Origin of the sequence: Pseudomonas sp. NBRC 111138 (assembly GCF_001320835.1) — a bacterium.
GTDB lineage: Bacteria > Pseudomonadota > Gammaproteobacteria > Pseudomonadales > Pseudomonadaceae > Aquipseudomonas > Aquipseudomonas paracarnis.
This window is the reverse complement of sequence record NZ_BCBO01000032.1, coordinates 33888-57043: the sequence shown is the minus strand read 5'-3', so window position 1 is coordinate 57043 and position 23156 is coordinate 33888. Positions and strand designations below refer to the sequence as shown.

The 23156-nt window shown below is 57.7% G+C and carries 21 protein-coding genes and 1 pseudogene; 14 read left to right on the top strand and 8 right to left on the bottom strand.

What is annotated here, in order from left to right; genetic code table 11:
• Window positions 1-143: 143 nt before the first annotated feature.
• Window positions 144-1616, top strand: coding sequence for an AMP nucleosidase (amn, locus tag APH41_RS06550; RefSeq protein ID WP_153475217.1), 1473 nt, complete (start codon window positions 144-146; stop codon window positions 1614-1616).
• A gap of 71 nt (window positions 1617-1687) precedes the next feature.
• Window positions 1688-2323 (top strand): pseudouridine synthase, encoded by a 636-nt coding sequence (locus tag APH41_RS06545; RefSeq protein ID WP_034126920.1) that lies wholly within the window; start codon window positions 1688-1690, stop codon window positions 2321-2323.
• On the opposite strand, the gene APH41_RS06540 is transcribed toward APH41_RS06545, so the two are convergent.
• A complete protein-coding gene (locus APH41_RS06540; protein WP_025999909.1) occupies window positions 2318-2527 on the bottom strand; it encodes a DUF2788 domain-containing protein in 210 nt (69 codons plus the stop codon). The genes APH41_RS06545 and APH41_RS06540 overlap by 6 nt on opposite strands.
• Before the next feature lie 227 nt (window positions 2528-2754).
• On the bottom strand, window positions 2755-3234 hold the full coding sequence (locus APH41_RS06535; protein WP_003194418.1) for an Lrp/AsnC family transcriptional regulator: 480 nt from the start codon (window positions 3232-3234) through the stop codon (window positions 2755-2757).
• 427 nt (window positions 3235-3661) lie between these two features.
• Here APH41_RS06535 and APH41_RS06530 point away from each other — a divergent pair, with 427 nt between their 5' ends.
• On the top strand, window positions 3662-4624 hold the full coding sequence (locus APH41_RS06530) for a DUF6515 family protein (RefSeq protein ID WP_054896181.1): 963 nt from the start codon (window positions 3662-3664) through the stop codon (window positions 4622-4624).
• On the opposite strand, the gene APH41_RS06525 is transcribed toward APH41_RS06530, so the two are convergent.
• Together APH41_RS06525 and APH41_RS06520 are read right to left on the bottom strand one after the other, a co-directional pair.
• Window positions 4621-5514, bottom strand: a complete 894-nt coding sequence (locus APH41_RS06525; protein WP_054896180.1) for a cation diffusion facilitator family transporter — start codon at window positions 5512-5514, stop codon at window positions 4621-4623. The genes APH41_RS06530 and APH41_RS06525 overlap by 4 nt on opposite strands.
• A gap of 9 nt (window positions 5515-5523) precedes the next feature.
• Window positions 5524-5943, bottom strand: coding sequence for a hypothetical protein (locus tag APH41_RS06520; RefSeq protein ID WP_003194410.1), 420 nt, complete (start codon window positions 5941-5943; stop codon window positions 5524-5526).
• Between the two features lie 253 nt (window positions 5944-6196).
• Between APH41_RS06520 and hrpB the strand changes: the two genes are divergently transcribed.
• Complete coding sequence (gene hrpB, locus APH41_RS06515; protein ID WP_054918100.1) at window positions 6197-8707, top strand: ATP-dependent helicase HrpB; 2511 nt, start codon at window positions 6197-6199, stop codon at window positions 8705-8707.
• Window positions 8708-8909: 202 nt separating this feature from the next.
• Here hrpB and APH41_RS06510 read toward each other — a convergent pair whose 3' ends face one another.
• Both APH41_RS06510 and APH41_RS06505 read right to left on the bottom strand, forming a co-directional pair.
• Window positions 8910-9977: a hypothetical protein gene (locus tag APH41_RS06510; protein ID WP_054918098.1), complete on the bottom strand. Its 1068-nt coding sequence runs from the start codon at window positions 9975-9977 to the stop codon at window positions 8910-8912.
• Window positions 9974-11614 carry an AAA family ATPase gene (locus APH41_RS06505; RefSeq protein ID WP_054918096.1) on the bottom strand — a complete coding sequence of 547 codons (1641 nt, stop codon included), beginning with the start codon at window positions 11612-11614 and terminating at the stop codon, window positions 9974-9976. Before APH41_RS06505 ends, APH41_RS06510 begins: the two co-directional genes overlap by 4 nt.
• A gap of 464 nt (window positions 11615-12078) precedes the next feature.
• On the opposite strand from APH41_RS06505, the gene APH41_RS06500 reads away from it, so the two are divergent.
• The 5 genes and pseudogenes from APH41_RS06500 to APH41_RS06480 all read left to right on the top strand — a co-directional run bounded on the left by APH41_RS06500 (window position 12079) and on the right by APH41_RS06480 (window position 17239).
• The gene (locus APH41_RS06500) at window positions 12079-13281 is read left to right on the top strand and encodes a hypothetical protein (RefSeq protein WP_256220155.1); all 1203 of its coding nucleotides are present in this window, start codon (window positions 12079-12081) and stop codon (window positions 13279-13281) included.
• Window positions 13281-13742, top strand: a complete 462-nt coding sequence (locus tag APH41_RS06495) for a three component ABC system middle component (protein ID WP_054918091.1) — start codon at window positions 13281-13283, stop codon at window positions 13740-13742. The genes APH41_RS06500 and APH41_RS06495 overlap by 1 nt, the downstream gene beginning before the upstream one ends.
• Window positions 13739-15742 carry a DUF3732 domain-containing protein gene (locus tag APH41_RS06490; RefSeq protein ID WP_054918089.1) on the top strand — a complete coding sequence of 668 codons (2004 nt, stop codon included), beginning with the start codon at window positions 13739-13741 and terminating at the stop codon, window positions 15740-15742. The genes APH41_RS06495 and APH41_RS06490 overlap by 4 nt, the downstream gene beginning before the upstream one ends.
• A gap of 121 nt (window positions 15743-15863) precedes the next feature.
• Window positions 15864-16355, top strand: a pseudogene (locus APH41_RS06485) (ATP-dependent helicase C-terminal domain-containing protein); the annotation flags it as partial.
• 128 nt (window positions 16356-16483) lie between these two features.
• Complete coding sequence (locus APH41_RS06480) at window positions 16484-17239, top strand: hydroxypyruvate isomerase family protein (protein WP_054918084.1); 756 nt, start codon at window positions 16484-16486, stop codon at window positions 17237-17239.
• A 3-nt stretch (window positions 17240-17242) separates the two neighbouring features.
• Here APH41_RS06480 and APH41_RS06475 read toward each other — a convergent pair whose 3' ends face one another.
• Both APH41_RS06475 and APH41_RS06470 read right to left on the bottom strand, forming a co-directional pair.
• Window positions 17243-18331 carry an endonuclease/exonuclease/phosphatase family protein gene (locus APH41_RS06475; protein WP_054896177.1) on the bottom strand — a complete coding sequence of 363 codons (1089 nt, stop codon included), beginning with the start codon at window positions 18329-18331 and terminating at the stop codon, window positions 17243-17245.
• A gap of 41 nt (window positions 18332-18372) precedes the next feature.
• Window positions 18373-19032, bottom strand: coding sequence for a YciC family protein (locus APH41_RS06470; RefSeq protein WP_032873246.1), 660 nt, complete (start codon window positions 19030-19032; stop codon window positions 18373-18375).
• 182 nt (window positions 19033-19214) lie between these two features.
• On the opposite strand from APH41_RS06470, the gene APH41_RS06465 reads away from it, so the two are divergent.
• From APH41_RS06465 to APH41_RS06445, 5 genes are all read left to right on the top strand, one after another.
• Window positions 19215-19940, top strand: a complete 726-nt coding sequence (locus tag APH41_RS06465) for a DUF2076 domain-containing protein (protein WP_054896176.1) — start codon at window positions 19215-19217, stop codon at window positions 19938-19940.
• Between the two features lie 119 nt (window positions 19941-20059).
• Window positions 20060-20536 carry an NYN domain-containing protein gene (locus APH41_RS06460; RefSeq protein ID WP_003194396.1) on the top strand — a complete coding sequence of 159 codons (477 nt, stop codon included), beginning with the start codon at window positions 20060-20062 and terminating at the stop codon, window positions 20534-20536.
• 25 nt (window positions 20537-20561) lie between these two features.
• Window positions 20562-21173 (top strand): PolC-type DNA polymerase III, encoded by a 612-nt coding sequence (locus APH41_RS06455; RefSeq protein WP_032895195.1) that lies wholly within the window; start codon window positions 20562-20564, stop codon window positions 21171-21173.
• A gap of 1142 nt (window positions 21174-22315) precedes the next feature.
• Complete coding sequence (locus APH41_RS06450) at window positions 22316-22882, top strand: hypothetical protein (RefSeq protein ID WP_054918081.1); 567 nt, start codon at window positions 22316-22318, stop codon at window positions 22880-22882.
• Window positions 22872-23135: a hypothetical protein gene (locus APH41_RS06445; protein WP_054918078.1), complete on the top strand. Its 264-nt coding sequence runs from the start codon at window positions 22872-22874 to the stop codon at window positions 23133-23135. Before APH41_RS06450 ends, APH41_RS06445 begins: the two co-directional genes overlap by 11 nt.
• The last annotated feature ends 21 nt before the right edge of the window (window positions 23136-23156 follow it).

The window sequence follows — 23156 nt, the reverse complement described above, 5'->3', positions numbered from 1 at the left end:
AGCGGTGGTCCAGCCAGCAATTATGTGGCTGATAGACCGCTATCGCAGGCAAGCCAGCTCCCACCTATCAAAGCATTCCACTTCCGGTGTTTCGGTGAGGCCTGGATACAGGCAAGATAAAGGCCTGCAAGTCAGAACACAGGATGCTTACCGTGACCGAAGCTTTTGTTGTCGTTAAAACCGCCGAAGAAGCCGTGGACCGGCTGGCGGCGCTGCATGAGCGTGCGACTGGCGCGCTCAACCAAGCGCTCAAGCAATACCTCAAGGACCGCGTCGAACCCGACGCCGCTCAACGCGCACTGTTTCGCTACCCGGAACTGCGCCTGACCTACCACTGCCACGGCGAAGTCCCACAGACCACCCGTGCGTATGCCAAGGTGCAGTTGCCCGGTACCTATAGCGTCACCGTGACCCACCCGGCCGCGTTCCGTAAGTACCTGCTGGAGCAACTGGTGCCGCTGATGCACGACTTCACCGTGACGGTGGAAGTGGGCGTCAGCCAGCAGAACATCCCGTACCCCTATGTGGTGGAGCAGGGTGATGAACTGGCCGGCTCCGGCGTCACCGCCGCGACCCTGGCTCGTGTATTCCCCAGTACCGACCTGTCCGCCGCCACCGACGGCATTGCCGATGGCCTGTACGACTGGGAAAACACCGACCCACTGCCCCTGGCCCTGTTCGATGCCGCCCGCGTGGACTTTTCCCTGCGTCGTCTGGTGCATTACACCGGCAGCGACTGGCGCCATGTGCAGCCGTGGATCTTGCTGACCAACTACCACCGCTACGTGGACCAGTTCATCCTGCATGGCCTGGAGCAACTGCGCAGCGACCCGCGGTTTATCCGTATGGTGCTGCCCGGCAACGTGGTGATCGACAAGAGCATGGACCACGGCGAAGCCTCGGCCATTGCCGCCGGCGTGGTCTGGCACCGCTACCAGATGCCGGCGTATCACCTGCAGGCCACTGACGGCCACGGCGTGACCTTGGTGAACATCGGCGTAGGCCCGTCCAACGCCAAGAACATCACCGACCACCTGGCCGTACTACGCCCGCATTGCTGGCTGATGATCGGCCACTGCGGCGGCCTGCGCCAATCCCAGACCATCGGCGACTACGTACTGGCCCACGCCTATATGCGCCGCGACGGGATTCTCGACCGCGTGGTACCGCCGAACATCCCTATTCCGGCCCTGGCCGAAGTGCAGCTGGCGCTTCAGCAGGCGGCTGCCAAGGTCACTGGCGAAAAAGGCGAAGAGCTGAAAAAACGCCTGCGCACCGGTACCGTGCTGACCTATGACGACCGGAACTGGGAACTGCGCTGGGCCCAGGAGCGGCCGTTGATCAACCTGTCCCGTGCCGTGGCCGTGGACATGGAAAGCGGCACCATCGCCGCCCAGGGTTACCGTTTGCGCGTGCCTTACGGCACCTTGTTGTGCGTATCGGACAAACCCTTGCACAGCGAGATCAAGCTGCCGGGTTCGGCCAACGCGTTCTATGAGCGTGCGGTCAGCCAGCACTTGAAGATCGGCATCGAGGCGGTCGACCTGTTGCGCACCGAACTCAACTCGTTGCACTCGCGCAAACTGCGCAGCTTCGACGAACCGCCGTTCCGCTAAGCGGTTGGGATGGTCATTTGGCGGTCAGGCCACTAGCATTGTCGGTCCTGACCGTTAGATGTTCCTTTGCCATGTCCCGTCCCAGCCGTCCTGATTCGCGCCGTCCTGGCGTGAAACCACCGCACTCTGCCGCTCGCCGCGTTGCCAAGGCGCCACCGGCCGAGCCCAAGTTGATCCTGTTCAATAAACCCTTCGATGTGCTGACCCAGTTCAGCGACGAAGGTGGGCGCGCGACCCTCAAGGATTTTATTGATATCCCCGGCATTTACCCGGCAGGGCGCCTGGACCGTGACAGCGAGGGCCTGCTGCTGTTGACCAACGATGGTCAGCTACAAGCGCGGATTGCCGACCCCAAGCACAAACTGGCGAAAACCTACTGGGTGCAGGTAGAAGGTGAACCCACCGAAGAACAGCTGCAACGCCTGCGCGAAGGCGTGGAACTCAACGACGGCATGACCTTGCCGGCCGAGGCACGGCAACTGGATGAGCCGGCATTATGGCCGCGCAACCCGCCGGTACGCTTTCGCAAAAGCGTGCCGACGTATTGGCTGGAGTTGGTGATACGTGAAGGGCGCAACCGTCAGGTACGGCGCATGACCGCAGCAGTGGGCTTGCCGACGCTGCGCCTGGTGCGCGTGCGTATTGGTGAGTGGTCGATCGACGGCTTGGATCAAGGCCAGTGGAAGGCAGTGCCGGCGCGCTTATAAGGCGCCGGATTCAATCAGGCCGATCACCACGCTCTTGATGATGAACGCCGCCACGCCCAGGCCCAGCACGAAAAACAGGATGAACGAACCAAAACGCCCGGCCTTGGACTTCTTCGCCAGGTCCCAGACGATGAAGCCCATGAAAATGATGAGGATAGTGACCAGGCCGGTCATCATCCATTCTTCAAACAGGGCGGGGTCGATGTTGTTCATGGGGCTCTTCCGACAAGACAAGCGAGCAGTATACGGCAGCGTCACAGACGCAACATTGACCTGAGTCCTGCACGGTCAAACTGTGGGGGGCCTGATGTCATTGTAGGAGCGAGCTTGCTCGCGAAAAACTCACAGACGCCGCGTTCATTCAGGAGGCACGGGTTATCGTTAACGTTTTTTGCGAGCAAGCTCGCTCCTACAGTTGAGCATCGTTGTTCTCAGGTGCGCAGGTGGGTCAGGGGCAGTTCGGTGCTGTTCAATACCTGGTTGAGCACAAAGCTGGACCGCACGCTGGTCACCCCTTCGATTCGGGTCAGATGCCCCAGAAGCAATTTCTGATAGTGATCCATGTCCGGCACTACCACCTTCAACTGGTAGTCCGCATCCATCCCGGTCACCAAACTGCACTCCAGCACTTGCGGCAGGGTGCGGATGGCGGCTTCGAAATTCTCGAAGCGTTCCGGCGTGTGACGGTCCATGCCGATCAGTACGTAGGCCGTAAGGCTCAGGCCGAGCATCTTGCGGTCGAGCAGGGCGACCTGGCGGGCGATGTAGCCGTCGTCTTCCAATTGCTTGACCCGGCGTGAGCAGGGCGAAGGCGACAGGCCGATGCGTTCGGCCAGCTCCTGGTTGGAGATCCTCGCGTCGCGCTGCAATTCCGCCAGAATACTCAGGTCGTATCGGTCAAGCTTGCTCATTGGGTTGGCCTTTGTCGTAACTATTGCGGTTAATTATCCATGAAGGGTTAAAAATTGCGCAAGCACTGTTTATTGACGCAATCTTCGCAATCCTCTGCCCGCCTGGCACGCCTATGATTACCAACAGAATCACCGCCTGGACAACAGTCCACAGCAGCGCGCCCAATCAGGCCCGTTGCGGCCGCCGCCCCAGCAGGGTTGAGCCGGCCTCCAGGCTGCACACTGTCCACAAGACGGCGTGAGGTGAGCCAACGTCAAAAGCGTTGAGCACGGACGAAATTCTCAAGGGGTGGCCGACGGGTCACCCCTTTTTCTTTGTGCGCGTTTTGCCTTCAGAAAATAGTTCTCGTGACTGATAACCTGTCTCAGAACCGGGCGAGGCTTTTCCAGTCTCATGATCAAGCCCCAATCCGCAGTGAGGAAAAGCATGAAGCGCATCTGGCGTATGGCAGGTGTTGGTTTGCTGGTGGTCAGCGTCGGCTCCCAGGCGATGGCCGACGAACGCGATAACTCACCGGGCCAGGGGCAACGGCCTGAGCACAATCAGCCACGCCCACAAAACCCGCAGGGTGATCGTGGCGGCGAGCACGAGGGTGGCCAATGGCAAGGTCGGCCTCAAGGTCATGAGCCGGGGCGACCAGCACCGCAACCGCAACCCTCCAATAACCTGCCGATCCAGGGCCGGCCCGATACCGTGCGCCAGACCCAGGAGCCGCGCCAGGGTTATTACCGTGATATTCCCAGACGCCCCGATGACAACCGGCATTGGGAGGCCGGCGGCCCCGGTTCGCGTCCGAGTAACGATCGCCCCGGTGATAACCGCTGGCCAGGCCGCCCCGACGGGCATGGCAATGGCTGGGGCCCAGGCCCGCAGCATCGCCCTGGATATGTCATCGACCGTTTCCCCGATCGCAATTACCGCGTGCCTTACCGTGGCCAGGACTACTTTTTCTCCGGCGGCTACTGGTATCGCCCCCAAGGCCCACGCTACGTAGTGGTGACGCCGCCCTATGGCATTCGCGTGCATTACCTGCCGGACTACGCACGTGAAGTGTGGGTAGGCGGCTCGCTGTTGTTCCTCGCCGCAGGCGCCTATTACGCCTACGAGCAAAGCACCCAGCAATACGTGGTGGTACAACCACCGACGCAGGTGCCATCACCTCCGCCGACGCCTCAAGGCAACGGCTATGACGTGGTGGCTTACCCGGCCAACGGCCAATCGCCAGCCCAGGTACAGCAGGACGGCTACGACTGTTATCGCTGGGCGGTGCAGCAAAGTGGCTTCGACCCGCGCACCGTAACTTACGCCCCCGACCCGGCAGTGGTGCAAACCTATCGCCAGGCCCAGGGCAACTGCCTGGGCAGTCGCGGTTATCAGGTGCAGTACTAGGTTTTGTTGCCGGTGACCACTTCCCGCGGGTCGGCGTGCACCAGCACTTCGGCCTTCGGATATTCGCGGTGGATGGCATCGGCGGCCTGGTCGCTGATGCCGTGGGCCACCGACAGGGTCAATTCCCCCGGCAATTCCAGATGCAACTGCACAAACCAGTGGTTGCCGGAAACCCGTGTGCGCAAGTCGTGGGCGCCCAGCACGCCGGGTACGCCGCGGGCCAGTTCGAGCATGTGCTGGCTGACATCCGGCGGAAGCTCTTCGTCCATCAACACCGCAAAGCTTTCCCGGGCGATCTGGATTGCGCTCCACAGGATATAGGCGGCGATTCCCAGGCCAAACCAGGCGTCGACCTGATGAAAGCCAAAACCTGCCAACACCAGCGCAATCAGGATGCTGCCATTGAGCAGCAAGTCCGAGCGGTAATGCAGCGAGTCGGCGCGCACCGCATTGGAGCCGGTCTCGCGCACCACGCGGTGTTGCAGCACCAGCAGGGCCACGGTCAGCGCCAGGGACAAGATAATCACGCCGATACTCAACCACGGTGCGCCAACCGGCTCTGGGTGCTTGAGCCGTTCATAGGCCTGGAGCGCAATCAGCACCGCACTGCCGGCGATAAACAAGGCCTGCGCCATCCCCGCCAGCGACTCCGCCTTGCCATGCCCATAACGGTGATCGTCATCGGCCGGGCGCAGGGCGTAATGCACTGCCAGCAAATTCAACAGCGAAGTGACGCCGTCGAGCAGTGAGTCGGTCAGCCCGGCGAGCATGCTCACCGAGCCGCTGAGCCACCAGGCGATGGCCTTGGTCACAATCAACACACAGGCCACGCCCACCGAGGCGCGGGTGGCCAGGCGCAAGAGCCTTGCGTGTTCGGGGCTGCTGGTCATGAGCTGTCCTTACGCGGCAGGCTGCAGGCCCAGGGCCGCCAGTTGCTGCACGCTGCCCTTGAACTGGATCAGGCGCGGGTCATCCAGCGGCAAGGTGCGGCCGGTTTCCTTCTGGATGATGCTTTGCAGCTTGGCGTTATCGACCGTGCCGTCGGCGCCGATGGCTTCGTGCAGTTTCTCGGGGGCGACCTGGGCGGTCTTGCCCGGTTCGAAGTAAATGGCGCCCGTGGCGAAGTCGACACCGAAGGCGATCAGGCCGGGGATCACATAAAACAGCAGGCCGAGGGCATCGAGTACCGCGATGGTTGGGTCGATCTTGCCGTCGATCTGGCCACGGCGGTCGGGGTAGAAAATCGACCCACAGGCGGTGAGTTGGCTCAGCAGGGTGACGGCGAGGACACCGCCGATGACACGGGAAGCGATACGCATGAAAAAGTCTCCTGAACAGATTTAAGGGTGACTATAAGCCAGATCGGCCAGGCGCCGATGAATCCATGTGGGAGCTGGCTTGCCTGCGATAGCGTCGGCTCGGGGAATACAGTGGCAACTGTCATACCGCTATCGCAGGCAAGCCAGCTCCCACCTTTGACTGCATTCCCAGTCCCAAGAGTGGCTGTTTTTGAGACCCGCATCGGCATCCGGCAGTTCGCCGTTATACTCGCCGCTCTGCTTTGGAGCCAGTATGAATTCGTTGCCGATCGATGATGTTTTACCCGCCTTGCGTGACGCCTTGGCTCATCGCCATGAAGCCGTGCTGGAAGCGCCCCCCGGAGCCGGTAAAACCACCCGCGTGCCCTTGGCTTTGTTGCATGAGCCCTGGCTTGCCGGGCAAACCATCCTGATGCTCGAACCCCGGCGCCTGGCTGCCCGTGCTGCTGCCGAGCGGCTGGCCAGTGAACTGGGTGAAAAGGTCGGTGAGACCGTGGGCTACCGCATTCGCCTGGACAGCAAAGTCGGCCCCAACACGCGCATCGAGGTTGTCACCGAAGGCATCCTCACCCGCCGCCTGCAGGACGATCCGGCGCTGGACGGCGTGGGCTTGTTGATCTTCGACGAATTTCACGAGCGCAGCCTCGACGCCGACCTGGCGCTGGCCCTGAGCCTTAACGGCCGCGAGCTGTTTCGCGACGAGCAGCCGCTGAAGATCCTGCTGATGTCCGCCACCCTCGAAGGCGAGCGCCTGGCCGGTCTGCTGGATGACGCGCCGATCCTGCGCAGTGAGGGGCGCATGTTCCCGGTGCAGATGCGCTGGGGGCGCCCTTACCAGGCCGGGGAGTTTGTCGAGCCGCGCGTGGTGCAAACCATCCTCGAAGCCCTGCATGACGAGCCCGGCAGTGTGCTGGTATTTCTGCCGGGGCAGGCGGAGATTCGCCGGGTCAACCAGCAACTGGCCGAGGCCCTGGGTGATCGCCCTGACGTGCTGTTATGCCCTCTACATGGCGAGCTGGACCTCAATGCACAGCGCGCCGCCATCGACCCGGCGCCGGCCGGCAAGCGCAAAGTGGTGTTGGCTACCAACATCGCCGAGACCAGCCTGACCATCAACGGCGTACGCGTGGTGATCGACGCCGGGTTGGCTCGGGTGCCGCGTTTCGACCCCGGCAGCGGCATGACCCGCCTCGACACCCAGCGCATCTCCCGCGCCAGCGCCACCCAGCGCGCCGGTCGGGCAGGTCGGTTGGAGCCGGGGGTGTGTTATCGGTTGTGGTCCGAAGACCAGCACGACGGTCTGGCCGCTTATGGCAGCGCGGAAATTCTCGCCGCCGACCTGGCGGGGCTGGCCTTGCAACTGGCCCGTTGGGGCGTGACGCCCAGCCAGTTGGTGTGGCTGGATGCGCCACCCACAGCCGCGTATGCCCAGGCCCAGGATCTGTTGCAACGCCTCGGTGCATTGAACGACGAAAACCTCACCGCCCATGGCCAGAAGATGGCCGAGTTGCCCGCCCACCCGCGTATTGCCCACCTGTTATTGCGTGGCCAAGACCTGGGGCTCGCCGCCACCGCCTGTGACGTGGCGGCGCTGTTGGGCGAGCGCGATATCCTGCGCGGCGGCGGTGCCGATTTGCACAGCCGCCTGGCGCTGATGTCCGGCGAGGAGCGTGCGCGAGGTACCCAGGGTGGCGTGCAGCGCGCCAAGCAACTGGCCCGGCAATACCGTGGCTACCTGCGCGGCAAGGCGACCCAGCCGGTGGACAACCCCGACCACCCGCGCTGGCTCGGCGCCTTGCTGGCACTGGCCTACCCGGACCGCGTCGCCCAGCAACGTCGCCCCGGTGGCGCTGAATACCGCCTGGCCAATGGCCGCGCAGCGCTGTTTGCCGAAGCCGACAGCCTGATGAAACAACCCTGGCTGGTGATCGCCGACCTGGGCAGCCGCCAGGGCCAGCGCGAAGAACGCATCTACCTGGCGGCGGATTTTGATCCGGCACTGTTCGACACGGTGCTGACCGAGCAAGTGCGCAACGTCGACCAACTCGACTGGGACGAGCGCGAAGGCGTCTTGCGTGCCGAGCGCCAACGCAAAGTCGGTGAACTGGTGCTCAGCCGCGAACCCCTGACCGGCCTCGACGAATCCGCCCGCAGCCAGGCGCTGGTCCACCTGGTGCGCCGCAAAGGCCTGGAACTGCTGCCCTGGACCCCGGAACTGCGTCAGTGGCAAGCCCGTGTGATGCTGCTGCGCCAACTGGATGCCGGCAACACCAGCGAGTGGCCCGACCTCAGCGACAAGGCCCTGCTCGCCAGCCTCGAACACTGGCTGATGCCTTACCTGGGCAAGGTCTCGCGCCTCAGCCATTTCGCCAACCTGGATATCTCCAGCTACCTGCACAACCTGCTGCCCTGGCCCTTGCCCCAACGCCTGGAAGAGCTGGCGCCGCAGCATGTGAAAGTGCCGTCGGGGTCATCGGTACGCCTGGACTACAGCGAGCAGCCGCCGATCCTGGCGGTGCGCTTGCAGGAATTGTTCGGGCTGGCAGACACCCCGCGCATTGCCGGCGGGCGCCTGGCCGTGAAGTTGCACTTGCTGTCCCCGGCGCGGCGGCCGGTGCAGGTCACGCAGGATCTGGCGAACTTCTGGGCGTCCACCTATTGCGAGGTGAAGAAAGATTTGAAGGGCAGGTACCCGAAGCATTTCTGGCCCGACGATCCTCTGGTTGCGCAAGCTACTGCGCGAGCCAAGCCAAGGGGCACCTGATCGATCTGGTGAGTATTTCAGCGGGTGAGGGCTCTCTGGTCGCGGGTAGCCATTGATAACGCCGCTAGTCACGTAGGTATTGGTGAGCGTTAATTAGCAATGCGTAGTAGCAACGACCTGCCAATGTCATGGTGTCTGGCCTAAACGGGGCAGGGCGTTGAGGGGCTTTAGAGAAAAAGCCCTTTTTAAAAGAGCTTCTGTTCTAGATTAAGCCTATTGTGTTGTCGGGGTCGAACATAGAAATGGTGTCCCTTAGCAATTTGCTATAGCCGCGTTTTAATATTCGGTTTTGATAATAGATGATGCCAAAGTCTTCAAGCCGCTCTTTGAGTCTGGCGCGGTCATCTTCGTTCTCAGCGCCATCTCTGAGAATGTGTGAGTACTTTGATAGAATTGATACCAAGTCGCTGATTCGTGCTGGTTCAAGGTTGCCCCTATATCGGTCCTCAATTTTCAGGTCGGTGAGTAGCTTATCATCAAATTCAAGCTTTTTTCGAATCCCTACTAAGTAGGGTGGTTCGTTGATTAGAACTCCATGGTTAAGTTGAAAGTTGTAAAGCGAATCGAAGCAGCGATGATAGGGGTGTATGTGAGTGCTGAAAGTGAACTCTGTATCACCTTTGAACGCCTGATTGCATGATTTACATGAGGGAATGTGGTTGTAAAAAGACAGCGCTAGATAGGGGTATCGCTTTTTCGAATAAAAATGGTCAATATCGAATAACATTTTCTGGTCGATTTTGTTCTCATCTGGGTAGGGGACGATCCTCATCGTTGTCTCATTGCAGTATGGGCAAGTGGCCCCGTCAAAGCCAAGCTTTCTGTATCGTTTAATACAGTTATCGCTGCTTCGGTAGTTTGCGTATCTAAACGCGTGGCTGAGAAGCCGATTTCCGAATGATAATGGATGAATTTTATCATTGGTTATAGTATAAAAGTCGGCAGGTTTGATGATGGAATTTGCCTTGGTGATGACGTCGTCAAGCTCTTGTGGTACGGCAGTAATGATGTTTTTTAAGACTGCTTCATTAGAGATGTAGTCAAGGTACGCAAGTTGACGATTTGCAACTGCTGCTCCAACCAAGGCTACATGTCTAGCGTTTTGGAGCTCAGGTCGTAGGTCTTGGACTCTGGATATTAAAGCGTGAGTAGAGTACCTACCGTTTATTTTTTTGGGGTTTAGGTCGCTCCATAGCTCTTCCGCTGTCTCGGTGAGTAGTTGGTACACGTCATCAGTCAAGAGTTCTAGGTGTTTTAAAATACTGATCATTTGCTTTTTATTCTTTTGATGATGTGAGATTTAATCAGCTGGTCATCAATAATTGAGGAAGCTTCTAGAAGTGTCGCCATTTCTTCGGGGGGGATTTGGTCGGCATCGAGTATTCTTAGTATTTTTGATATGTATTTAGATGATATGTTTCCGGTTCGCTGGCCTTTTAAACCAAAGGTGGATTCGTAAATGTCAAATAAATTTGCCCCGAAAGTCTTAATGTCATTGACAAGAGGGTTGGAGGCGTCAGTGGGTATTTGTGCGGGCAACGTCGTCAGGCACTGACTTGGTAAATCACTTACCAAAATAGGAGAGTGCGTGGTTAGCACTATCTGGGTTTTCTGTTCTGAGAGCTTAGGCAGGCAAGTAATCAACCGCTCCATGAACTCGACTTGCCATTTTGGATGCAAGTAAAGATCTGCTTCATCAATGCAAAGTAATGTGCCGATGCTTTTGCTTTTAGTTGTGCGTGCCCCACCTAGCGTACTCCAGATAGAGCTGAACATATTTAAGTAGGCTCTTTGGCCGGAGCTGATGCCTGTCCAGTTTATCGAACCTGAGCGGATCATCCAAATGATCATGGAGATTTCAAGGTATGGGAGATTAAGATGGTCGTAAAAATCTAAGGTGAATGTGTAACGGCTACTTTTTAGAGAGTCATCCAGGCGGATGTTCATAAGGTTAAAGTGGTGGTCGAGATCTAATATGATGTCGATGAGTTGCGGTATGTTAAATTCTTGACCCCATATATTTTGAATATTGTTCTCGGTGAAGTTGTTTTTAACTTCCATTAGAGCGGGCCTGAAGTTAATTTCGTCGCTCTCGGAGCTGCATAATGTTTTTTCAACGCTTTTGACTAGTGCATCATTACTTTTGTGGATTGAAAGGATTTGGTGTAGAAATTGGCCTTGGATAGCTACTGTTGCGAGTTGTCCATCATCAGCGTGCGCTTGCTGTCGTAGAGTTTGTTGTTGTTCAAGGATTCTGCGGAATAGGTCGCTATGCTTGCTGATTTTATCAGTGTTTGATGGGCGCGTGTATCGTTCAATTTTTATCTCAATGTGTTTTGGTGGGGCGATTTTAATTGCTCTGAATTTTTCCGATTGTATGAATTTCAATTGGTTGATGATGTCAAAGTCTGGATCGTTTCCAAATTTTGGATTTCGATTGCTGTGTCTGAAGTTGGTTGATATGTCCAGAATGTATTTCCCCAGATTCAATTGACTTTGATCAAAAACATTGGAAAAATAAATTACATTAAGGTCTTTAAGGTCTTTAAGGTCAGTTCTTTTCTGGATTGGAAATCCTGCTTGTATTTTCTGGTGCGTGTTGTTTGCATAGAAAAAAACATCATGAAATTCATAGACTATTAGTGTTGGTTGTTGAAGCTTCTCGTTTCCCTTTAGTGCAAGACAGATAAGTTCTAATACGTTGGTCTTGCCAGCGCCGTTGATGCCGAGTATAGCGGTCGCGTCTAGTATTTGATCGCCTAGAATTTCCGGGGGTAGGCCAGCTTGTTTTTCTCTGCTGAGTAACTGGGTTTCGGGATCGTAAGAAAATCGGAGATCATTGCGTATATTGATTCCGAAGTGTCTAAGGTTTTTGAAACTCTCAGTCCATATGTAACAGATTCTCATCTAAAAGCCCAAGTTCCCTGTTGAGTTTTGGCCGATTGCATGATTCGATCAGCCTTGTTTCTGCCAAAATAGCGGAAGGCCATCTCAATGTCGAAGCCCTCCATCATCCGTTGAAGCTTCCCGAGCTGTGGCCGCAGAGAAGGCTGAGCTGAGTCACCCATTGAATTGGTTGGTGGTGCTGACTTCTGATGCCGCTGCATCGGATAAAGCAGGTCTTTCGGTAGTCAGGAAAGAATGATGGCTTTTCGCGACTGCAGTGAGTGAGTGCTGGTAGCATATGTCTGAAGATCGACTAATAACTGTTTTTGTATACAGTATTGGAATGACGGCTATCTACCCTACCCTACGCTCACGCTGCGAAACTGCCAGACCTTGATTTACTGACGCGTATCCTTGGCGATGCATGTACTCGGTTTGCTAAGCGAGTCGCTGGTCAGGGAAATATGCCCAACATTGGAATGTGTATGGATACGACGCAATCCGGCGACGCTCGCTTGCCGTTCGACGCGACACTCTTGTTCAAGGCGCTTCAGTTTCAAATGCTCGTCGCTGTGGAGTATTGTCATGATCTGGATCCCAATGAGTGCTTATGGCTTGAAGTCATGGGTGACGTCACGGTTCCTGGAAAAGTCCAGACTGAGGTCAAGCTTTACTCCGACAGCCTCACAGATAGCCACGCCAACTTCTGGAACACCGTGAAGAACTGGCTTCATGAGAAATTTGATCGCACCTCCTTCAAGAGCCTTGTGCTGCTGACGACCCAAGAGTTCGGATCGCAAACCCTCCTTAACGGGTGGAACACGGCCAATGCTGCGCAGCGGCTCTCGATCATGGAGAAGATTACTGGGCCAGCCCTAACGGTTGCCGACGAGCAGGCAGAGGTCGAGCCTGATGTCGGAGATGCCGTCCCCAAATTTTCGAAATCTCAATCGCTTCAACAGCACGTGATGGCCCCCGAGCGTCGTGACGCATTGATGGAAGTGCTGGAGAGGATGCGCATCACGACAGGCACTGAGTCGTTAGAGCAACGCCTTAGAACGTACGAGACTCGCCATCTCAAGCCCATCCGGCCTTCAAAGTGTCAGCAGTTCATCTACGAACTGCTGGGCTTTATATACAGTCCTGAGCTTGTTATTGAGGGGTGGAAGATCACCCATCAAGCATTTACTGACAAATTGTCAGAGCTCACGCATCGGTACATGAAACACCCAATGACTTTCCCGCCAGTCGATATGGCAACGCTCAAGAAAAGCGTCGACGTCGAAGAAATTCGGCCCATGCCGTTTGCCCAGAAGATCGTGGAGATAGGGGGGGGGCAGCACCTGAAACGAGCAGCCCTTCACAGGCTGGTTGCTCAGACTACGATTTCCGATCTCTACAAGGACGGGGTGCTTTTTAAGCATATGTTGAACACCTATCTAAGCAACCATCTGGCCCAGCATCAGTTCGGGCGCGAGCGCGCGATGCTTGGCTGCTCGGGAATTACGTGCCAGACCCAACTGGACACTCAGTCCATGATGTTTTTCCTGGATCGAAATGGTCTGCCCGCTGAGCCTTTCTGTGGCTTGGAGCACACGATGATCGAGTTCCGCAATGGCATCTACCACATGCTGGCTGGAGAGCAGCCTGAGGATGAAGATGACGTGTTTCACTGGAGGTTATGGTGATGAATACACAAGCCTCTGATCATCTGTATACCTTGCACAGAACGCCCTTCGCCCTTGCGCCTGTCATCCAGAACTTCTATCAGCACTGGGAGCCAATCGAGAAAGATGTCCTTCTTAGCTACCTCATTCTTCCGTTGGTAACGTACAAGCCGATGCACGCTTTCCTGCACAGAGCTCGAAAGGATAGTTCAGTCCGGACGATGGCTGCTGACATGGAGAGACTCATCGGGCTGGCATTGCGCGTAGAGGAATTCAAGCCGATCACCAATGCCGCGTTGCTGATTCTTGCTGCTGAAAAAAGTCTGGAAGTCACGTCCGAGCTGTTTGTAAGGACGCTCCAAAAACCCCGGTCGGCGAACGCTGACAAAGCGTTGCTGAAGTACGGCCAGAAGCTCGCAATGGTGCTTTCTGGTGAAACCGTTGTTTCTATTTACAGGATGTTGGGGCTCAAATCGCTATGAAGTGTTTTGTAGAATACATCGGTGTTGTGGATAAAGAGGACGGCGTCCACCATGTTCCCTTCAAGCCCGGTCTCAACATCGTGACCGGGAGATCCTCCAAGGGTAAGAGCGCGATCCTCGACATCTTTGATTATTGCTTGGGAAGCTCGGAAGACACGATTCCCGAGGGCATCATCACCGATCGTGCCAAGCTTTTCTTCACCGTGTTGCGGTTTCCTACCATCACGGTCGTCATGGGGCGCGAGGCATCCGGTCGCCGCTGTTTCCTGCGCGAGATCAGCGGGCCAGCAGTGGACAACGTGCTTGAACTCATTGAGGACGTGACCACGTTCTTCTGCCCGAATTTCTTCCAGTACAAGAGCGAGTTCATCAAGAGCCTAGGGCGCTACTTCGGGGTCACGCTGGAGAACATCGATACGGACCCGCTGCATAAAGAGATGACCGGAAAGTGGAGCGCAACGCCGTCGGTACGCAGCTTTGCTTCCTTCATGTTGCAGCATCAAAACCTCGTGGCCAACCGGCATGCGATCTTCTACAGATTTGAAGAAAAGCGTAAGCGCGACCAGGCGATTGACCAGTTCAAGATTTTCATGAACATCGTGGGTGAAGACTACTTCGACCTCGCCAAGCTTCGCACCGACGCGCTTTACGAACTCAAGCGCGCTAAGGCTCAAATACCCAAGCAGGACAAGGTCAAAGACGAGTACCTGACTGAATTCTCCAATTTGCTTCAGGAGTACGAAGCGCTCGCCGGCCAGCCACTGACCGAGCTCACTCCAGAGGAAATTTGGCAACAGCCCAAGCCTGCGTTGGAGCGTTTCACGGGTATCTCGGTCAGAGTCGATGGTCAATCGAGCACATTCGAAACCAGAAGGACGGAACTGCGTGAGCAGAAGGCCGAACTGATGGCCAGCATCCAGAAAGCGCTCAATACTCGCTATCTGCTGAAGGTGTCAGCAGAGCAAGCTTCGGGTTTCGCAGAGTCAGTAACTGCTTTGCCGATCCCTAAGACCGTCAATCTTGAGCATGCAGTCTGCCCCGTTTGTGCATCGCAGTCTGATGTAGCCGAGGATGAGGCCAGCAAGTTGTCGGCAGCTATCCATTGGTTGAATGGCGAGCTAAAAGTGTCCACATACGCGCGAGAGGGTTTTGGTGAGGAGCGTCGCACAATCGACGGTGAACTAAAAAAGCTCCGTGCTGAACTCGCAGTTGTTGAGAGAGCACTCAAGCCCTTGGACGATGAAGCTGATAGGCTGGAGAAGTCCAAGTCGGTCGATGGCGGTGCCCAGAAGGCCAAGCTCAAGCTTGAGCTGGCGGTCGAGAAGCGCATCGCGAACCCGCCATCTGAAATTAGCGGAGTGGTCGATTACTGGCAGAAGGAGGTCGATAAGCTGGATGAGCAGATGGCTCAATTTGACGTTGAGTCAAAGCTGTGGGCACTGCAGAACGACATCAACAAGACAATGAAAGCCCTCGCGAAAGACTTCGATTTTGAAGACACCTACAAGAGCGGTTCGTTGAAGTTCGATCTTGACACCTTTGATCTCTGGCACGAAAGACCTATCGAAGGAGGGCGTGTTAAAAATGTGTTCCTGCGAAGCATGGGCAGCGGTGCCAACTGGTTGTACTCCCATTTGACCCTATTCATGGCGCTGCACTATCAGTTCGCTGCGCATGAAAAGTGCAAGGTGCCACCGATCTTGTTTCTGGATCAGCCGACCCAAGTTTACTTCCCATCAATAGATGATGCTGCATCCTTCGAGGCGGCTGACTTACGTGGGGATAGGAAGACGACCAAGACCGTAGATGAGGACATCAGTGCCGTGTCCAAGATGTTCACCAATCTTGCAAAGTTCTGCGATGTCACCTTCAACAAAACTGGTGTAATGCCACAGATCATCGTGTGCGACCATGCCGACAATCTCTCGCTGCAGGCTGACTATGTTTTTGAGAACTTCGTTCGTGCTCGGTGGAGAACGCGGGGACTGATCGCAGAGTAACCTTGAGTGCCAGGGGAGTACGACGTCCCTTGGCGCCTATTTCATTGATGGCCGCGACCGTTTTGAAGACTGATGCTGAATGCGACCTCGCGCCAAGCCTGTTCAAGGTACGGGCAACACCAGCGAGTGGCCCGACCTCAGCGACAAGGCCCTGCTCGCCAGCCTCGAACACTGGCTGATGCCTTACCTGGGCAAGGTCTCGCGCCTCAGCCATTTCGCCAATCTGGATATCTCTAGCTACCTGCACAACCTGCTGCCCTGGCCTTTGCCCCAACGCCTGGAAGAGCTGGCGCCGCAGCATGTGAAAGTGCCGTCGGGGTCATCGGTACGCCTGGACTACAGCGAGCAGCCGCCGATCCTGGCGGTGCGCTTGCAGGAATTGTTCGGGCTGGCAGACACCCCGCGCATTGCCGGCGGGCGCCTGGCCGTGAAGTTGCACTTGCTGTCCCCGGCGCGCCGGCCGGTGCAGGTCACGCAGGACCTGGCGAACTTCTGGCGCAGTACCTATGCCGAGGTGAAGAAGGATCTCAAGGGGCGATACCCCAAGCATTATTGGCCGGATGACCCGTTGGTGGCCGAAGCGACGGCCAGGATCAAGCCCAGAAAGCCCTGAGTGTTCAAGTCATTCCCAGTCTTTACGCAGGCTGGGCTCATTACCTGAAGGCTTGGAATCAGGGATTCGGCCGCCAACGACACCCAAGGCTGATGATTTCGTTTTTTCCCAGGATGGATATGTACCCAATGCTCAAGTTCAATGCTCACCTCGGTTTCCAATTCAACGAGTTGCCTTTTCTGCAACGCATCGAAGCCGCCGCCGCTGCCGGTTTCAGGGCAGTGGAGTTCCCGTCACCCTATGAATTCGACGCCAGCCTGCTCGCTGACCATCTGGCCCAATACAACCTGCCGTTGATTCAGTTCGCAGCGCCAGCGGGCGTGACCAAAGGCATCGCTGCCTTGCAGGGCAAGGAACAGGAATTTCGCGAGGGGCTGCGCGAGGCGGCCCGCTATGCGAAGGCGCTGAACTGCTCGGATGTGCACATCATGTCGGGCGTGACCACGCCTCAGGATGAGAGCGCGCTTGCCTACACCAATAACCTGGAATACGCGATCAAGTACCTTGAAGATCAGGGTTTGCGAACGTTGATAGAAGTCATCAGCCCGCAGGCGATGCCTGGCTATTACCTGTCTGACTTCAGCAAGGCCCAGCAGGTGCTGGAAACCTTTACGAGTGTCGGGCTGATTCTGGACCTTTACCATGCCCAGTTGTTGACCTGCGACCCAGCCGGGGTGCTGGCGCAGTTTTACGAGAGGACCGTCCATGTACAAATCGCCGACAACCCGGGGCGTCATGAGCCGGGCACCGGGACCATGGACTTCGCTGGCTTGTTCGCGGCGCTGCAGCAGCGTGGCTACCGAGGATGGATCGGCTGTGAATACCGCCCATCCGGCACCACGGTTGCCAGCCTTGAGTGGCTTAAGCCGCTCCTGAAACCCTAGGGGTTATTGCGCGGCAGGCAACAGGAATCGGGCGATCACCGGCAGGTGATTGGAAATACGCAACGTATCTTCCTGGCGCACCTTGGCTTCCACGCGTTTGACGCGCGAGCTGTAGAACAGGTAATCCAGCGTGCGATCCGGGCCATCAAGGCCTGGGTCGTTGGGGAAGTGCGTCAGCCATTTCTCGCGGTCGATGCCACTGGATTGGCTGTTGCTGGGGATCATCGGGTACTTGTCCCACAGCAGATGCAACTCACTGTCCGGCGAATACTGGCCACGCTTTTCTGCGTCCAGGCGCAGGAACTGGCCCAGTGGCAGCAGGTTGAAATCCCCGCCAATCAACCAGGGTGTGCCGCGACCTTCGAGTTTATCCAGCAGTCTTACCGTACTCGTCACTTGCTCCCGCAGGGCACTGCGCCCTGGCGCACCGGCGTCCAGGCGGGTGTTGAGCACCGCCAGTTGGCCTCCGTCGCTCAAGGGCAGATACGTCAGCAGCAGGGCCGGCTTGGGTTGGAACTGACGGCTGACGAAGTTGGCGTCGGCGGTTGGCAATTGCAGGCGTTCGGCGTGTTCGATCTGGTAGCGGCTGAGCGTAGCGAGCTTGCGCCCGACGCTGCCGAAGATATGCAGGCTGGGCACAAAGTCGGCTTTCCAGTCGAAGGCCTGGGCGCTGCACGGGTAGAGGTCGACCAGACGCTCCTGCAACAGCGCAAGCTGGTCCTGATAGTGGGACGGTTTGGCGCCTTCGTCGACTTCCTGCAACAGCAGGATGTCGGGTTGTTCGTCGCGAATCACCCGCGCCACTTCGTCGAGGCTAAAGGCCATGTCTTCGACGGTGGGGCGATCGTCCGGGCCGCTGCCGTCCGGGGTGTCGTACCAGAACACGTAGTTCTTGCCGGCCAGGTATTGCACATTCCAGGTCATGACCTTGAGCGCCTGCCCCGGCAACAGCGTCGGGGCGCGGGGTGCCACGCAGCTGACGGGCAGGGTCTCTTTGTCGGCGGGGCGCCAGGTCAGGCTGTAGATCAGCGCGGCCAGCAGGCCGGCGATGATCAACAGGCTCAACAGGGTTATGCGCAATAAACGGGTCATCGGCTCGGCTTATATGCGTGTCAGAAGAGCCACGGAGCATATCACCGCACGTCGGCGTCGCCACCGATCAGCATGAATAAACGGAACAGCACCACGCTGGTGAACAGTTGCAGGAAGCTGTGGGCGCTGTCCATCAGCAACCCCAGCAACGGCGCGGGCTCAGGGTACGCCGCCACGCTGGCGCCCTTGAGCAGCCACAACGGCGTCATCACACACAGCAGGCACACCAGGATGCGCCAGAAATGCCCGCGGGTCAGGCGAAAGCTTTCCTTCATCGCCTCCAGGGCCGGCATTCCGCGCAGCACCAGCAGGTATTCGGCAAACGCCAGCACCACCATCAGCCACAAGCCCGGCAGGAAATACAGCGACAGCCCCAACAGAATCAGCAAGGTGCTCATGGCTGTCAGCAGGGCAAAACGCGGCCACAGGCTCAAGGCCATGGCCCACACGTCCTTGGTGCGCGGCGACTCGCCCCGGGTGCGGGCGTCGAGAAACAGGATCAGGGCGCCGGTGTACAGCGGGTACACCAACAAACCTACGACCACGCTGTAGCCGGGAAACGCATCCGGGCCCAGCGTGTGGTCCAGCACCTGTTGCAGCAAGGCTTCGAGGATCACCAATGGCAGGCACAGCTGGACGATGGCGCCCAGGTTGCGCTGGGTAAAGCGGAAGGAGTCGCGCAAAACGTCTAACGGATTCATCAGGGTCATCACAGGCCTGGAAGCAGAGGGCCACACTTTAACCGATCAGGGTCCAAGGGGCGCAAACGTAAACCTTGAGTAAAGACCATTGAAACAACTCGTAACATCCCCATAACTGGAAAGCCCCCAGCCTGATCACAGGCGGGACCGGAATTTTTTATCGGCAATCTAACGAGGTCGCCATGAACAGCGAAGAGCAAACCCTGATCGATGGACTGTTTTCACGGTTGCAGCAAGCCGAAACGGACTCAGCCCCCCGCGACGCCCAGGCCGAAGCGCGGATCAAGGAGCATATGGCTCGCCAACCTGCCGTCGGCTACTACATGACCCAGTCGATTCTGGTACAGGAACATGCGCTGCAGAGTCTTGACGCGCAGAACAAGCAACAGGCCCAGCAGATTCAGCAATTGCAGGACGAGCTGCAACGGGCCAAAGCCACGCAACCTGCGCCGGCCAGCGGTGGTGGGTTCCTGTCGAGCATCTTTGGCGGCGGTTCCCGTGAGCCACAACCTGCGCCGAGCAACTCAGGTGGCGGCTGGCGTGAACCGGCGCGGCCATCGTTCAACCAGCCAGCGCCCCAGCAGAACTATCAGCCGGCGCAAGCACCGGCAGCCGCGCCAGCCGGCAGTGGCTTCCTCGGTGGTGCCATGAAGACCGCCGCCGGCGTGGCCGGTGGGGTGTTGCTGGCCGAAGGGATCAGCAGCCTGTTCCATCACAACCAGCAACCGCAGGTGGTGGAGGAGATCATCGAACAACCGGCACCGGCCAGTGATTCAGGTAACTGGGGCAACGATGACCAGACGTTTGCCGGCAATGACAGCTGGGGCAGCAATAACGCCGATAGCTTCGCCGACAGCGATTATTCCGACGATTCCTCTTCCTTTGGCGACGACGATTCCTTCGTCTGACACATCAGGCCCGGGGCGCTGCGGCGCTCCGGTCTGATTTTTTCCCGGAAACGCTCCCTTGGCTGGCATACTGGCGCCCTTTCCGGGCGCTGGCGCCTGGCTGTCCATGAGGAAGTGCGGTGAAAAAAATTGCAGTGTTCGCCGATGTGCAAAACCTCTACTACACCGTGCGCCAGGCCTATGGTTGCCACTTCAACTACGCCGCCCTGTGGGCTGACATCAGCGCGCGCGGGCAGATTGTCGAGGCGTACGCCTATGCCATCGACCGCGGCGACAGCAAGCAGCAGCAGTTCCAGCAGATCCTGCGCAACCTGGGCTTCACGGTAAAACTCAAGCCGTATATCCAGCGCAGCGACGGCTCCGCCAAGGGCGACTGGGACGTGGGCATCACGCTGGACATCATGGACGCCGCCGACCATGTCGACGAAGTCGTATTGGCCTCTGGTGACGGTGATTTCGACATGTTGCTCGAACGCATCATCCACAAGCATGGCGTGCGGGCCGTGGCCTACGGCGTGCCGGGGCTGACGGCCAACTCATTGATACGCGCCGCCAGCCACTACGTGCCGATCGAAGGCGCGTTGTTGCTCAAATAGATCGTAGAACGGAGTTGGAACAGGTTTGGAACGTATAGCGGTCATCGACTTTGAAACCACTGGCATCACCCCCAGCAGCCACTGCCGGGCCACGGAGATTGGCGTGGTCATCCTCGAGCGTGGGCAGATCGTGGACCGCTACCAGAGCCTGATGAACGCCGGTGTGCGCGTACCGGCGTTTATCGAACAGCTCACCGGCATCAGCAACGCCATGCTGCGCAGCGCGCCACCGGCTGAACGGGTGATGAACGAAGTCAATGAGTTCGTCGGCACCACGCCCTTGATGGCGCACAACGCCGCGTTCGACCAGAAGTTCTGGGACTTTGAACTGGGCCTGATCCGCCGCACCCGCCTGCAGAAATTCGCCTGCTCCCTGCTGCTGGCCCGCCGCCTGATGCCGGCGGCGCCCAACCACAAGCTCGGCACCCTCAACACCTACGCCAAACTGCCCCACACCGGCCAGGCTCACCGGGCGCTGGCGGATGCGGAAATGGCCGCCAACCTCACAGCGCACCTGGCCCAGGAACTGCGCCAGACTCATGGCTTGCGGGAGCTGTCCCATGACTTGCTGTGCACCTTGCAGAAAGTGCCGGCCGCGAAGATCAATGAGCACCTGAAGAAACATCGCGGGTTTTAAGGCCTGGCGCTGATCGTCCCCACGCTCCGCGTGGGCATGCATCTGGTGACGCTCCGCGTCACGACTTTAAGAGTGGACGCAGAGCGCCCAGGGCGGCATTCCCACGCAGAGCGTGGGAACGATCAGCAAACAGCGCGGGTTCTGATCCGGCTACTGCCTCAAGAACACTGGAGTTCCCATGTGGGCGCTGGCTTGCCTGCGATAGCGGCGTATCAGCCAGCCATTTATTGCTTGACCCTCCGCTATCGCGGGCAAGCCCGGCTCCCACAGGGGTTATGCGTCGTTTGATCGTCCCCACGCTCCGCGTGGGCATGCATCTGGTGACGCTCCGCGTCACGACTTTAAGAGCGGACGCAGAGCGCCCAGGGCGGCATTCCCACGCAGAGCGTGGGAACGATCAGCAAACAGCGCGGGTTCTGATCCGGCTACTGCCTCAAGAACACTGGAGTTCCCATGTGGGCGCTGGCTTGCCTGCGATCGCGGTGTATCAGCCAGCCATTTATTGCCTGACCCTCCGCTATCGCGGGCAAGCCCGGCTCCCACAGGGGTTATGCGTCGTTTGATCGTCCCCACGCTCCGCGTGGGCATGCATCTGGAGACGCTCCGCGTCACGACTTTAAGAGCGGACGCAGAGCGCCCAGGGCGGCATTCCCACGCAGAGCGTGGGAACGATCAGCAAACAGCGCGGGTTCTGATCCGGCTACTGCCTCAAGAACACTGGAGTTCCCATGTGGGCGCTGGCTTGCCTGCGATAGCGGCGTATCAGCCAGCCATTTGTTGCCTGACCCTCCGCTATCGCGGGCAAGCCCGGCTCACACTTGGGTTATGCGTCGTTTATCGAGGCTGTGGGCACTCCAACGCCTGGCCCACCATCCCCTTCGCCATCTCCACCCAACGCATCTCATCACTCCGTCCGATGCGTGGGCCTGGGCGTCGGACTTGCACGTCCGGTCACCAAGCATTCGATGACAGGGCGAGACTGGCTACCGAATCCGACGCAAACAAGGCACCTGAGCGCTGAATGGTCGGTAGGTCAAATCCGGCTATGAGTTAGGACCTTTCTGGTTTTCTTCTTTACTCATCCATCACGTTTTACTGCGACCTACCATTCTGTGTGTCATTCACGCACAGGGACAAAGAACATGCAGGAAAGCGACCTTCATACAGCGATCATGCGAAGCAAGTTGGAACTTGAATCAAATGGCATTGATCTGGGTTCCAGTTCAAGCATGGCGTTTCATGTGGGCAACACGATGACAAGCTGCCCGGCAGTCATGGTGTTGCCGAGTTTGCCAGGTTGGAGTCATGGCCCTCATTACCAGTTACTCAAGCCGATTCACGCTGACCCCGTTGCGCCCGATACGACGTTTGATGAACTCTGGAAATGTACACAGCAACACTACGGCCTCACGGCAGCCACAGTGATCACTGACGCGGCGGGCATACCCATAAGCAAAATTGCGGTGGGTGCTTGGGTTCACGTCGGCTCCAGCAAAACCACGAACCTGGCTAGCCTGATCGGAATGCGCTTTTTCCCTCGTACGTTGATCAGGCAACCCACCATGGACAGAATGGCAAAGGCAACGTTTGGCACGGTGCGGGTATTTGGCATCATCGGGCGAGGCATGCCCTTCGTCGCTGCCGGGCTTGCAGTCTTTGACCTGGTCAGTATTGGTAAGTGTGCCTATGAGGCGAGAAATGGAAGGTAGCCTGGCCAGAGCCGACATCAGCGAAAAAGTGATCCAGCTGTTCGTGGATATCATCGGTTTTATCGACCGAAGCGAAGTGACGGAGCACACCGATTTCATCCATGACTTCGACATCATTGATGACGACGTGACCTGCTTTGTCATGCAGATCAAGTGGCAGTTCAAGCTGCAAGCGACGCAGGAGGATTGGGATCACATCACGACCATCGAGCAGATAGTCGATTTGATCGTCCAGCGTTCGACTCTTCGGTGAGGCCACTGACGCCATCGCAGG